Origin of the sequence: Polyangium spumosum (genome assembly GCF_009649845.1) — a bacterium.
In the GTDB taxonomy this organism is placed as follows: domain Bacteria; phylum Myxococcota_A; class Polyangia; order Polyangiales; family Polyangiaceae; genus Polyangium; species Polyangium spumosum.
Genome location: NZ_WJIE01000002.1, coordinates 954999 through 968578 on the forward strand (window position 1 = coordinate 954999; position 13580 = coordinate 968578).

8 protein-coding genes are annotated in these 13580 nt (G+C 70.4%); 5 read left to right on the plus strand and 3 right to left on the minus strand.

What is annotated here, in order from left to right; all coding sequences use genetic code 11:
- Positions 1-53: 53 nt before the first annotated feature.
- The 3 genes from GF068_RS09850 (at position 54) to GF068_RS09860 (ending at position 6647) form a co-directional block, all read left to right on the plus strand.
- Complete coding sequence (locus tag GF068_RS09850; protein ID WP_153819051.1) at positions 54-1298, plus strand: hypothetical protein; 1245 nt, start codon at positions 54-56, stop codon at positions 1296-1298.
- Positions 1299-1311: 13 nt separating this feature from the next.
- Positions 1312-3000, plus strand: a complete 1689-nt coding sequence (locus tag GF068_RS09855) for a hypothetical protein (protein WP_153819052.1) — start codon at positions 1312-1314, stop codon at positions 2998-3000.
- A gap of 611 nt (positions 3001-3611) precedes the next feature.
- The gene (locus GF068_RS09860; protein WP_420814114.1) at positions 3612-6647 is read left to right on the plus strand and encodes a hypothetical protein; all 3036 of its coding nucleotides are present in this window, start codon (positions 3612-3614) and stop codon (positions 6645-6647) included.
- Here GF068_RS09860 and GF068_RS09865 read toward each other — a convergent pair.
- From GF068_RS09865 to GF068_RS09875, 3 genes are read right to left on the minus strand one after another with little or no spacing between them, the layout of a single operon-like run.
- Positions 6644-7219: a hypothetical protein gene (locus tag GF068_RS09865; RefSeq protein WP_153819054.1), complete on the minus strand. Its 576-nt coding sequence runs from the start codon at positions 7217-7219 to the stop codon at positions 6644-6646. The two genes, GF068_RS09860 and GF068_RS09865, sit on opposite strands and share 4 nt — an antisense overlap.
- A gap of 47 nt (positions 7220-7266) precedes the next feature.
- The gene (locus GF068_RS09870; RefSeq protein ID WP_153819055.1) at positions 7267-7857 is read right to left on the minus strand and encodes a hypothetical protein; all 591 of its coding nucleotides are present in this window, start codon (positions 7855-7857) and stop codon (positions 7267-7269) included.
- A gap of 40 nt (positions 7858-7897) precedes the next feature.
- Positions 7898-10189, minus strand: a complete 2292-nt coding sequence (locus GF068_RS09875) for a S46 family peptidase (RefSeq protein WP_153819056.1) — start codon at positions 10187-10189, stop codon at positions 7898-7900.
- Positions 10190-10255: 66 nt separating this feature from the next.
- Here GF068_RS09875 and GF068_RS09880 point away from each other — a divergent pair, with 66 nt between their 5' ends.
- Positions 10256-10948 (plus strand): hypothetical protein, encoded by a 693-nt coding sequence (locus tag GF068_RS09880; protein WP_153819057.1) that lies wholly within the window; start codon positions 10256-10258, stop codon positions 10946-10948.
- A 296-nt stretch (positions 10949-11244) separates the two neighbouring features.
- Positions 11245-13575, plus strand: a complete 2331-nt coding sequence (locus tag GF068_RS09885) for a DUF1588 domain-containing protein (protein WP_170319382.1) — start codon at positions 11245-11247, stop codon at positions 13573-13575.
- Positions 13576-13580: the final 5 nt, after the last annotated feature.

Below are 13580 nucleotides of genomic sequence, written 5' to 3' on the forward strand. Positions count from 1 at the left end.
CGCCGCGGCATCATACTGGAAAGCGGGCGGGAGGGAGGGGTAGGATTCGCGTGATGCCGGAACGCAAGGACTTCGGGGACGCCCTCGTGAAGGCCGCGCTCGCGCCGATCCAGGCCGCGAACGAGCGGCTGCGCGACGGGGCGCTCGGCGAGGGGATCGCCGCGCTCTCCAAGGCCGAGCTGCTCGGCGGAGTGAAGCTGGGCATCGAGAAGGCCGCGGCGGTCTTTCGTCTGCGCGGGCCGGAGGTCGAGGCGCTCCTGCCCTGGGACGCGCTCCTGCCCGCGCTCGATCGCGTCGAGGCCACGCAGATCGAGGCGCTTCGCGCCGTGCAAAAGCACGCGAGTGGCCTCTTCGGGCCGGTGTCGGGCTCTGCGGGGATGCCCTCGGCCCCCGACGGGCGAAAACGGACGGGGGCCGAGGCGCTGCTGAAGGTCGCGAGGCAGTTCGCCGGCGACACGAAGCTCTGCGGGCCGATCGAGGCGCTCGCGGCCGAGATCTCCACGTGGGAGACGCTCGTCTCGCAGTGCGGCGACAGGCTCGAGTCGAGCCCGCTGCCCGCGAGGTACACGCGCCGGAGGTGGCTCGTCCGCGTGTCGCTCGGCGTCGTGCTCGTGGGATCCGTCGCGGTCGTGGGGCGCTCGATCTACACGAAGAGGCAGGTCGAGGGGGCGCGGGCGCGGGTCGAGGCGGCGCTCCGGGCCGAGGATCCGTGCGTGGTCGAGGCGCTCGCGCCCGCGGACGTCGCGCTCGCGACGCCGGAGCAGGTGGCGGGCGAGAAGGCGCGGCTCGAGGCCTGCGCGGCGGGGCGCGCCCGCGCCCGGTACGTGGCGGCCTGCGAGGCGCTCGCGAAGGACTTCGCGTCCGGCAAGCTCACGGCGGACGACCTCGCGCTCGCCGGGCAGGCCGCGCCGCGCTTCGAACGCGCGACGAAGCGGGAGCTCGGGGCCGAGGATCTGCTGGTGGCGCCGAAGGACATGCCCTGCCAGGACAGCCCCGCGAAGGACCGGTTTTTCCGGACGTACGCCCTCGCGGCCGCGGAGTCGACGAAGGTCTGGGCCGAGGCGCCGCGGGTCTCCGACGAGCTGCGGGAGGCGCTGAAGGGCAAGGACCTCACCGACAAACCTTTCCGGGACGAGCTCGCGCGGCGCGCCGAGCCCGCCGCGGGGAGGGCGATCCTCAGCGGCAAACCCGAGGACCTCGAGCTCGGCCAGAAGCTCTGCGACTTCGCCCGCTCGTTCGGGATGAAGGACGGAAAAAAATGCGCCGGGCTCGCGGCGGTCCTGGCGAAGAAGCGGTGAGAGAGGGGCGCCCTTGAACCTCGAACGATTCTACATGGCCCACCCGGGCGCTTTTCTGGTCCCGGCCGAGCACCTCGACGAGGAGGGCATCGGGGGCCTCGCGCGGGAGGAGCGGGAGCTGCTCACGGGACGCGTTGGTTTGTCGGAGGAGCACATTGCCCTCTTCAACCGGGGGTATCGGCTCTACCGCGAGCGCGCGGCCTCGCTCCACGCCCGCGCGCCCGGCTCGTGGCTGCCGCCGCGCAAGGCGCATCTGCTGCTCGTCACCGATCCGGCGCGCGTGCGCCCCTACAGCCAGCCCTTCCTCGGCACGACGTGGTTCCTCTACGCCTCGGACCTCGACCCTTCGCGCTCGCACGAGGAGTACGTCTGTCATCAGCTCTTCCACGTCGAGCGCCTCGCCTTCCTGAAGGCGCTGCGCGCGGCCGTCTGCTTCAACCTGAGTTATTTCCTCGATCGCACCGAGGACGAGCTGCACGATTTCTCCCGGGCCGCCTCGCGCGCCACGCGGCCCGACGCGCCGGCCTTTCTGGCGCTCGCCCGCGCCTTGCCCTGGATCCGGACGCTCTATCACCTGCCGCTCCGGGAGCCGCCGCCCGAGCGCACCGAGGGGCTCGGCCACGTCGACGGCGCGGATCTCTTGATCCCCAGGGAAGCGCGCCCCGACCTGCTCGCCCTCTTCGGCGCGTTCGACGCGGCCGCGCGGGAGATGGAGGCGGCGTTTTTCGTGGCACAAGCCGCAGCCCCTGCCGAGGGCCCTGCGCCGGTCGATCTGGTTTGTCGTTTCCTCGCCGAGGAGCGGCCGGACGTCGTGCTCGTCGATACGGCGGGGAACACCGTGTATCGGCCGGAGGACGCCGACAAACTCGACGACGCCCGCGTGGCGCTCGCGCCCCTCGTCTCGACGCGGGTCGCCGAGAGCCTGGTCGCGGACCTGCGCACCGTCAGCGACAAGAGCCGCGCCGTGCTCGGCTCGCTGCGGGATCCGGACGTGCTCCCGCGGACGAGCGCGGAGGTCGACGCCGACGGCGGCGTGTACATGCGGGCGGATCTGCGCCGCATCGTCTACGAGCTCCGCCAGCCCGGCTTCGACCCGCTGCGCGAGGAGGCGCCGCCCTACCACCGCGAGCTGCTCGCCGCGCGTGTCGTCCACGAATGGGGCCACCTCGTGCACGAGGCGGGGCTCGTCCGCGTGCCCGAGGAGAACAGGCGCCAGTACGACGCGGCCCTCTCGTCGGTCCACTCGACATGGGAGGTGATCCTCGCGCAGATGCCCGCGCGCCTCGCCGAGGACGTGAAAGAGGAGCTCGACGCGCTCGGGGCCGATCCCGCGCGCCCCTGGGAGGCGCTCACCCGCGTCATGCTGACGCGGATCCCCGATTTCGCGGCGAACCTGTTTTTCCTGCGATACCTGCGGCCCGCGGAGGCCCGGGCGTACCTCCATGCGAACGTGCGCCACCACATGAACGAGGACCTCGGCCCGCTCGCGCAGCTCACGCGTTACGCCCTGGAGATCTCGTACCTCGACCTCGCCGGGATCCCGGACCCGATCCCTCACTTCGTGGAGACGACCTACTTCGACGGGTATTTCATCAAGCCCCAGGTCTGCGGCGAGCGGCAGCTCAGGGACCTCCGCGACGCGATGGCGCAGCTCTGCAGCGCTTATCAGGTCGACGCGTCCGCGTTTTTCCCCGCTCTTTGAGCCAGCGGCCCTCGCAAGATCGCGACCACCTCTCGCGAAATTGAGACAAAAAGACGCTCGACTTCGAGCCGTAGTTTGAGTAGGCGTCGCGCATGCGAGCGGCCTCTTTGTCATCCATCGGGCTCTTGTTTCTCTTCGGCGCGACGGCGTGCGGGGAGCGGAACAACACACCCGAGCAAGGCCCGCGCGACACGGCGGCGCGGCCGAGCCCCGCGCCGGCCGAGATGCCGGCCGGGCTGCGCGCAGCGGCGATCGCGGCGGTGCAAGCGGAGGCGGGCGAGGCGTATCGGGTCACCCGACAGGCGCCGGGGCGGCCGCTCCGCGCGGAGAACCCGGCGCAAGGGTTCGTCGCGGAAATGGCCCCCGCGGCCCTCCGGATCGAGAGCGCCGCGAGCGCCGGCGAGGCCTTTCACGTCTCGATGGCGTTCACGGGCTTCGGCTGCGAGGGCGCGCTCCACGCGCCGGCCCCGGCCGAGCCCGTGGCCTCGGGCAATCGCACGGAATACGCGCGCGGCGAGGTGACCGAGTGGTACGTGAACGGTCCGCTCGGGATCGAGCAGGGCTTCGACGTCGGAACGTCGCCGGGCTGCGAACGCGGGCTCGCCCTCGAAATGGCGGTGTCGGGCGGGCTCGCGCCGGAGGTCGCGCCGAGGGGCGACGTGATCCAGCTCGTCGACGCCGCGGGGCAGGCGCGGCTCCGGTACGGCGAGCTCCACGTCGCCGACGCCACGGGCAAACCCGTGCCGGCCTCGCTCGGCGTGCGCGACGGGCATATCACGATCCACGTCGACGACGCGGGCGCCGTGTATCCGCTGCACGTCGATCCGCTCGTGGCGATCCCGCGCACCCGGCTCGTCGCCTCGGACGCGCAGGCGTCGGACTTCTTCGGCAGCGGCGTGTCGATCGACGGCGACACCGCGCTCATCGGCGCCGACGGGGACAGTTATGCGGGCGGCACCGACGCCGGCTCGGCGTACGTGTTCATCCGCAATGGCCTGACGTGGACCCAGCAGGCCAAGCTCGTCGTGCCGGGCGCGGCCACGAACGACTTCATCGGCTCGGCCGTCGCGCTCCACGGCGACACGGCGCTCGTCGGGGCCCGTGGCGACGACACCGCGGCGGGCGCGGACGCGGGCGCGGCCTACGTCTTCGTGCGGAATGGCACGTCGTGGTCGCTCCAGGCGCAGCTCGCCCCGTCCGACGCGGCGGCGGGTGACGGGCTCGGCGTCTCGGTCGCGCTCGACGGCGACACGGCCGTGGTGGGCGCCGATCTCGACGACACCGCGGCCGGCGTGGACGCCGGGTCGGCCTACGTCTTCGTCCGGAGTGGCGGCACGTGGACGGAGCAGGCGAAGCTCCTGCCGAGCAGCGGCGTCGCGGCCGGGGTGTTCGGCCGGTCCGTCGCGGTCGAGGCCGACACGGTCCTCGTCGGCTCGCCACACGGGACCGCGGCGGGCCGGGTCTTCGTCTTTGTCCGGAGCGGCGCCACGTGGACCCAACAAGCCTCGATTGGCCCGTCGGACGGCGGGTCGGACGACCGGTTCGGCAGCGCGGTCGCCTTGAGCGGCGACTCGGCGATCGTCGGCAGCCCCTACGACAATACGGTGGCCGGGGGCGACTCCGGATCGGCGTACGTGTTCACGCGCAACGTGAATACGTGGACCCAGCAAGCCAAGCTCCTGGCGAGCCCCGGCGCGGCGGGGATGAACTTCGGCAACGACGTCGCGATCCTGGGCGACCGGGCCGTCATCGGCGGCTACCGCTCTCAGCCGCTGCTCAACTCGGCCGTCGGCGCCGCGTACGTGTTCGAGCGCAGCGGCGCGACCTGGTCGCAGCTCACGCAGATCGACGGGCCGACCGGCCTCGGGCTCTTCGGCTACCGCGTCTCGATGAGCGGCAATCACTTCCTCGTCGGCGCGGTCACGGAGTCCTACGACGGGAAGGGGGACGCGGGCGCGGCGTACGTGTACGAGATCTTCGACCAGCTCCCGAACGGCGCGGCCTGCAATGTCGCCCAGGAGTGCACGAGCGGCTTCTGCGTCGACGGCGTGTGCTGCAACAGCGCCTGCGGCTCCGGCGTCTCGACCGATTGCCAGGCGTGCAGCGTCGCCAAGGGCGCGGCGGTGAACGGCGCGTGTGGCCCTGCCGTGAGCGGCACCGTGTGCCGCGGGGCGGCGGGCGCCTGCGACGTCGCGGAGACGTGTAATGGCTCGTCGACGACCTGCCCGAGCAACAAGTACCTGGCCTCCGGCACGGTCTGCCGCGGCGCGGCGGGCCCGTGTGACGTGACCGAGACGTGCTCCGGGAACGGCGCCGCTTGCCCCGCCGACGGGATCGCCCCGGCGGGCACGTCGTGCCGCCCGCCCGAGGGCGCCTGTGACGAGGCCGAGTTCTGCACGGGGAGCGGCGTCGCTTGCCCCGACGACGTCTTCAAGCCGACCGGCACGACCTGCCGCGCGCAGGCGGGCGTCTGCGACGTCGCCGAGGTTTGCCCCGGCAATGCAGCCGCTTGCCCTGCGGACGCGCTCGAGCCGGCCGGCACGACCTGCCGCGACGCGGCGGGCGCCTGCGACGTGGCCGAGAGCTGCACGGGCAGCAGCGTCACCTGCCCTGCCAATACGTACCTCCCGGCGGGCACCACCTGCCGCGCCTCGGCGGGCGCGTGCGACGTGGCCGAGGTTTGCCCCGGCAATGCAGCCGCTTGCCCTGGCGACGGGTTCCTCGCCGCCGGGACGACCTGCCGCGGGGCGGTGGGCGCGTGCGACGTGGCCGAGGTTTGCCCTGGCAATATGGCCGCATGCCCGGGCGACGTCCTCGTGCCTGCGGGTACGGTTTGCCGCTCGGCGGCGGGGGTCTGCGACATCGCCGAGGCGTGCACGGGCGCGAGCGGCGCGTGCCCGACCGACGTCGTCCAGGGTCCCATGGTCGTGTGCCGCGCCGCGGCCGGCCCTTGTGACGTCGCGGAGTGGTGTGACGGCGTGAATGTCGCCTGCGCCGTGGACGCCGTGGCCGACGTCATGACGGTCTGCCGCCCGGCGGCTGGGCCGTGTGACGTGCCCGAGAAATGCGACGGGGTCGGCAAGGGCTGCACGGCGGACGTGATCGCCGACACGACGGTCACGTGCAGGCCTGCCGTGGACGTGTGTGACGTGCCGGAGAAATGCACGGGCGTGGCGACCACGTGCCCGTCCGACATGGTGTTCCCCGACGGGACGACGTGTAACGACGGCGTTTGCGCCGACGGCGAATGCACGGACGGCACCGGCGGCGCGGGTGGCGGCGGCGGTATGGGCGGCGCCGGCGGTATGGGCGGCAACGGCGGTATGGGCGGCGTCGGCGGGATGGGCGGCAACGGCGGCGACGCCGGTTCTGGCGGCATTGGCGGTGGTGGCGGTAGCGGCGGCGCTGGTGGTATCGGCGGCGACGCCGGTTCTGGCGGCAGCGGCGGCGCTGGTGGCAGCGGCGGCGCTGGCGGCATCGGCGGCAGCGGCCGCCCCGACCCCATCGATCCCGTCACCGACGAGTCCTGCGGCTGCCGCGTGGTCGGCGCGTCCCCTGCGGGTGGCCTCTCCGCGCCCCTCGCCTTGCTCTCGCTCTTCCTCACCGCGGGAGCCCGCCTCGTCCGGCGGCGCCGCGCCCAGGCCTAACGAATTCGTCCCCGCAAATCAGGCCGTGTCCGCGGATCCTTGAACGTCAGGTTGCTCGTCGAATGGGCGAGCGAGATCCCGCCGAGCACGGCCGAGACGGGCAGGAGCAACACGAGCCCGGCGAACCCCGTCGCCGAGAACGCCGCCTGCGTGCTCTTCGCCTCGGCGAGCGGCGTGCCGATCGCGCCCGTCAGCACGAGGGCGCTGCTCGTGATGACGGTGGCGATGAAGATCCGGTGGATCGTGTCGTACTTCGATTGCGCGGTCGTCTTCACGTCGAGCCAGACCACGGGATCGTGCGGCGAGTAGAGCTCGAAGCTCCGCGTCGGGCGGGCCGCGAAGGCCTCCACGTGGTACCGCGCCCCCTTGCGCACCGGGATCACGCGATTGCAGGGCGCGTCGCAGACAGGGACGTCGTTTTCCTCGCGCGCCTCGACGAGCTTCGCCGTGGGGTGGTCCGCGTCGATCCGGACGAACACGCGCTGCTCGGGCGGAGAGGCCGCGGGCATCGGGGCCGCAGGGAGCGGCGGGCGCGAAGGCGCGCAGGCGCAGAGGCCGACCAGGAGCGTCATGCCCAGCGAAATCGTTTTTCCTCCCAGACCAAAGGACATGTCGCGCCTCAGAACCGGAACGTGACCATGCCGCGCGCCGCGCCGCGCTGCGGATCGGGGAGGACCTCGACCGTCGTGTTCGACACGACGATCAGCGGAATGCCGACCGCCATCGCGACGCCGCCGCCAATCGCCGCGCCGAGGCAGCCGTATTTCACGCTGTCTTCCACCCCGTCCCCGCTCCCGAGCGCGTCGCCGACCGTCGCGAGCATGAAGACGAGGCTGGACAGGACCGCCGCGCCGCCGCCGAGCGCCGCCGACACGACCCCCGCGGCCATCCCCGCGCGGCTGCCCGTGTCGACGCGCAAGCCGACCCGCGGGCCCGCGTCCCCGAGCGAGAACGGGCGCGCCGCGGGGAACGCGCCCTCGACGGAGAAGCGGTCCGGCGGATCGAAGCGGATCACCCGGTCGCAAGGCGCGGCGCAGACGTCTTCGCCGAAACGACCGACGTGCCGCTTCAGGGTGAGCGGCGCGTCGGCCTCGATGTGCACGAACGCCTCGGCCTTGGGCGTGGGGCGCGGGTCGGGCGCGTCTTCGGCGCGCGCGCCCGAGGTCGCGAGGAGGAAAACGAGGCCGAGGAAGGACGAGGGCGAACGCATGGAGGCCCGAAGGCCTCCATCCTACATGGGAGGGGAGAACTCAGTCGATCGAAGGCTTCACGCCGAGCTCTTGCAGGACGTTGTCCGCGCCCTCGACGTCCATCACCCAGAGCACGTACCGCAGATCCACGTGGATCGTCCGCGTGATCTCCGGCAGGAAGATCACGTCCGAGGCCATCGCCTCGTAGTTGCCGTCGAACGCGAGGCCCACGAGCTCGCCCTTGCCGTTCAGCGTCGGCGAGCCCGAGTTGCCGCCCGTGATGTCGAGGTCGCTCAGGAAATCCACCGGCACCTCGCCGAGCGAGGCGTCCGCGTAGGCCCCGAACTTCTTCGCCTTCGCCGCGGCCAGCAGCTTCGACGGCGCCTCGAACGGCTCCTTGCCCGTGTGCTTCGCGACCATCTCCGAGACACGCGTGAACGGCGTGTAGATCGGCGCCTCCTTCTTCGGGCGATACCCGCGCACGCTGCCGTACGTCACGCGCAACGTCCCGTTCGCGTCGGGCGCGATCTGCTTGCCGAGCATCTTCTGCATCGCCTCGAAATACTTCGGCCGCAGCAGCGCCATCGCCCCGTCGAACGACTTCTCCCGCTCCTCGCGGGCCTTGTACGCGGGCCGCAGGGCCACGGCGAGCTTGATGAGCGGGTCCTTGCTCTTCTTCAGATCGTCGAGCTTCGCCGTCTTGAGCAGCTCGAGCCGCGCCTTCTCGTCCTCGAGCTTCGTCCCCTCGTAGAGGCCCTTCACGGCCTTCTCGATCGACGCCGCGTCGAGCTTCTTGCCCGCGATCGTCGCGACGAACGCCGGCCGCTCCTTCTCGGGGATCTTCGCCATCCGCTCGAGGAGGAGCTTCAGCATCGCCTGATCGATCGCCCGATCGTACGAGACCGACAGGCGCGCCATCCTCTGCTCGAGGCGCTTCCAGTTGCGCTCCTGGAAGTCCGGCTCGCGCTCGGCGTCGGGCTTCGGGCGCTCCTCGGCCATCCGCACGATCGACGAGGCCGCCGCGAACAGGTTCGCGCTCATCATCACCTCGCCGAGCGCCGCGTCCCCCTCACGCGTCTTCTTGTGCTCCGCGATGAGCGCCTCGATCTTCCCCATCACGTCGCCGTAGGCCGCCTTGCGCCCGTCGTCGCCGCCGATCCAGGCCGCGAGCTCGGCGTCCTTCTTGGCGCGCTCCGCGGCCACGCCGCCCTTGCCGAGGCCCTCGGCCAGACCCTTGATCTTCGTGAGCGCGTTGGAGATGCCGCGGAGGAACGGGGTCGCCTTGATCGCGATCGCATCGCTCTGCTTGCTCACGGACTCCAGCACCTTCGCGCCCTCCTCGAAGGCCGCGATGCGACGCGGATACCCCCAGTCGAGCAGCTCCTTGATCTCGAACGACGTGCGCAGGCGGTTCGTCACGCCCGGGTACCCCGCGACCATCACGAAGTCGTTCGGGGCGAGGGGCTTCTGCGCGAGGCGCAGGTAGTGCGCGGGCTTGTAGGGCACGTTCGTCGCCGCGTGATCCGCGGGCTTCTGGTCCTTGCCCACGTACGCGCGCAGGAAGGCGAAGTCGCCGCCGTGGCGGGGCCAGCGCCAGTTGTCGATCTCGCCGCCGAAGTTGCCGACGCCCTCGGGCGGGGCGTAGACGAGGCGCACGTCGCGGATCTCGAGCTGCTCGATGAGCAGGTACTGCGCGCCGGCGAAGTAGGCCTTCAGCGAGCAACGCACCTCGGGGCGATCCTTCTCGCAGGCCGCGACGAGCGACTTCTCGCGCGCCTCGATCTGGTCGTTGCGCGCCCGGTCGTTCGGCAGCTTGTCGAGGCCCTCGCGCACCTCCTTCGTCACGTCCTTGAACGAGCGGGTCACGAAGACGCGGTTCGTGGGCCCGGCCCACTTCTCGTCGGCCCGCGTCTTGGCGAGGTAGCCGTCGTTCACCACGTTCTGCTGCGGCGTCGCGTTGAACTGCAGGATGCCGGTGACGCAGTGGTGGTTCGTGACGATGAGGCCATCGGGCGACACGAACGAGGCCGAGCAGCCGCCGAGGCTCACGACGGCCGCGAGCGGGGGCTGCATCGGATCGGTGAGCGCCTTCGGATCGAGCTCGAGGCCGGCGCCCTTCAGCGTATCGCCGTGCTCGGCGAGCTGCGAGGGCACCCACATGCCGCCGGGGTTCTCGAAGGGCTTCCGCTCCGGGCCCTTCGCCGTCGCCTCGCCCTCGTTCGCCGCGGTCGACGCGGGCTTCGCCGAATCGGCGGCGGTATCGGGCGACGGCGGCGGCTCGGCGCCGCAGCCGAGGCCGAGGGTGGAAACGAGCAACGTCAGCGCAGATAAAGAGTTCGTCAGGCGAGGCATGGCGAGCCCTCTAGCACCTTTCTCTTGTTGACGCAGTCCCGCGCGCGCGGCGATCCTCACCGGACCATGCGCATCCTGACTGCGATCCTTGCTTCCTCGTTTCTCCTCGTCGTGGTCCCCTTCGTCGGCTGCTCGGGCGGCGGCGCGAATAACAATAGTTCGTCGACGGGCGACTTCACGGGCGCCGGCGGCGGCGCCCAGAGCACCGGCTGCAACAACAACCAGCCGGACGGCTTCTGCAACTACTTCGGCCAGAACCCCGAGACCTGCGCCTGCCCCGACTGCGCCGATCAGGCCGCGTGCCTCGGCACCTGTCAGGACAACATGGCCTGCGACAACGGGGAGATGGGCACCGAAGATTGCACGTGCAGCGACTGTTACTTCAAGGTCGCGAGCTGCCCCCCCGCCAACGTCGGCTGTGACGACGACGGCGAGTGCCTCATCAACGAGGACTGCACCTGCGGCGATTGCACGAATACCGACCGGTGCACGATGAACTGCACCGACAACGGCTCGTGCGTCCAGTACCTCGAAGGTTGCTCCTGCAACGACTGCAAGTCGCTCGAGAAGTGCGGCGGCAGCGGCAGCACGAGCTCGAGCTCGTCGAGCTCCACCGCGGCGTCGAGCACCGCAGCCTCCACGGGCGCAGGCGGCGCAGGCGGCGCAGGCGGCGCAGGCGGCGCAGGCGGCGCAGGCGGCGCGGGCGGCGCGGGTGGCGCGGGCGGGGCCGGCGGCGCGGGCGGCGCGGGCGGCGGCTGATCTTCAAAAAAACAGAATACGCACGCAGCCTTGCGTGACGTGTGAAGCCTCGCTCGTTCGCGCTCGCGTTATGTTGCGAGGGGAAAAGTCCATTCCTTTTCCGAAATGGCCCCGAGGTAGGGAAGTGGGGACCCAATTCCCACCATTCCAGCGGCCGCGGTCCTCTGGTACAAGCGAGCTTCCGTTACGTTTGACTTTCCAGCGTCGTTTCCGACACGGCGCTGGAACCACCAACGAGGCCGCTCATGCCGCGAACGCGAAGACGACTCGGAAAACATCTTGGCTCGATTGGTCTGGTGTCTCTGGCCGCGATCGGCGCGCTCGGATTCACCGGCTGCATCGCTGGGGAGGACGATGGTCCGTGTGTTTCGGACCAGATGTTCTTCGCCGAGCAGGTCTGGGCTCCGATCCTTTCCAACAACTGCATCGCTTGCCATACCTCGAACGGCGCCGCGAAGGACTCGAGCCTCGTGCTCCGGGGGAGCAGCGAAGCTGGCTTCCTCGACACGAACTACGAGATCATGAAGAACGCCGCCTCGCTCCAGCAGGACGGCGTCTCGCAGCTCCTCGCCATGCCCACGGGCGGCACCTCCTCCCGCAAGCACCCGGGCGGCGTGGTCATCCAGCCGGGCAGCGAGGAGTTCAAGGCCCTCGAGGAGCTCGTGAACCGCTTCAACGAGCCCTCGTCGTGCGAGACGAACCTCTCGGCCACGTTCACGGGCGTGCAGCTCGCGACGCCCGCCGAGACGCTGCGCAAGGCGTCGCTCTCCCTGGTCGGTCGACTGCCCACCGACGCCGAGGAAGACGCCATCGAGGCGGGCGGCATCCGCGCGCTCGATCCGATCCTCGACAAGATGATGACCGAGGAGGCGTTCTACACGCGCCTGAAGGAGATCTACAACGACCAGTTCCTCACGGATCGGTACCTGGGGAACGAGGACGCGGTGCAGCTCCTCAACGACATCAGCTATTACAACCCCTACTGGTACGACCAGTTCTTCGAGGGCGCGAACGCCGACCCGAAGGCGATGGAAGACGCCATCGGGAAGTTCGGCGCGTACAACGCCGACGACCTCTACAACAAGCTGCGCACCTGGACGAACCGCGGCGTGGCGCGCGAGCCGCTCGAGCTCGTGGCCCACGTCGTGCGCGAGAACCGGCCCTTCAGCGAGATCCTGACGGCCAACTACATCATGGTGAACCCGTTCTCGGCCAAGTCGTTCATGCTGAGCGACCTGCCGTTCAAGAACGACGCCGACCCGGCAGAGTTCATCGAGGCGCAGATCCCGAGCCTGCCCCACGCCGGCGTGCTCACGTCGCCGATGTTCCTGAACCGCTTCCCGACGACGGAGACGAACCGCAACCGCGCCCGCGCGCGTATGGTCTACCAGTTCTTCCTCGGCACCGACATCCTGAAGACCGGCCAGCAGCCGCTCGATCAGACGCTCATCACCGAGGTCAACCCGACCCTCAACGCCGCCGCGTGTATCCAGTGCCACGCGGAGATGGACCCCGTCGCGGCCCAGTTCCGCCACTGGGATCAGCGCGGCGAGTTCGACCCGATGACGCCTCCGCTCGACGACATGCGTCCGCCGGGCTTCAAGGGCGAAAAGACGCCGTACGAGCAGCTCCCGCAAGGCCTGCAGTGGCTCGCGCCGCGTGTCGCCGCCGACCCGCGCTTCGGCCTCTCGGCCGTGTACATCGTCTTCGAAGGCCTCACGGGGCAGAAGCCGCTCGTCGCGCCGCAGGACCCGAAGGCGCCCGACTTCTCCGCCGAGTTCGACGCGTACCTCGCCGAGTACACGGAGTTCAGCAAGATCGCGCGCGAGTTCCAGGCCTCGAACTACGACCTCAAGGTCGTCGTGAAGCAGATCATCCACTCGCCGTACTTCCGCGCGAAGAACAGCGGCGCGCTCGACGCGGCCGGCAAGGCGCGGCTCGGCGAGGTCGGCATGGGCCGCCTCATCACGCCCGAGCAGCTCCACCGCAAGGTCCAGGCGGTCCTCGGTTATCCGTGGCGTCCCCGCGCGTACGAGGACAACGGCGGCACCTACGACTACCTGCTCCGCGGCGACGCCTACCGCATGCTCTACGGCGGCATCGACTCGGCCGACGTGGTCAAGCGCGTGACCAGCCCGAACGGCATCATGGCGAACATCGGCGAGCGCATGGCGAACGAGATGTCCTGCGTCTCGGTCCCGCGCGACCTGTGGAAGGCGACGGAGGAGCGCACGCTCTTCCCGTACGTCGAGACGAGCTTCGAGCCGGAGGACAAGAACGGCTTCCCGGTCGAGCCCGCCGTCGAGGCCATCAAGAAGAACATCCAGTACCTCCACAAGCACATCCTCGGCGAGTCGCTGCCCGAGGGTCATCCCGAGATCGAGCGCACGTACAAGCTCTTCCTCGAGACGTACCGCGAAGGCGTGAAGGGCATGAGCGACATGTCGCAGCCCGAGGGCAAGTACTCGACGTGGCTGCCGGGCCCGTGCCGCGTGGAGAACGACTACTGGACGCGTACGCCGCTGCCCGAAGAGGATCGCCTGCAACAGGATCCGAACTACGTCATCCGCTCGTGGATGACGGTCGTGACGTACATGCTGTCCGACTACCACTTCCTTTACGAATGAGGCGA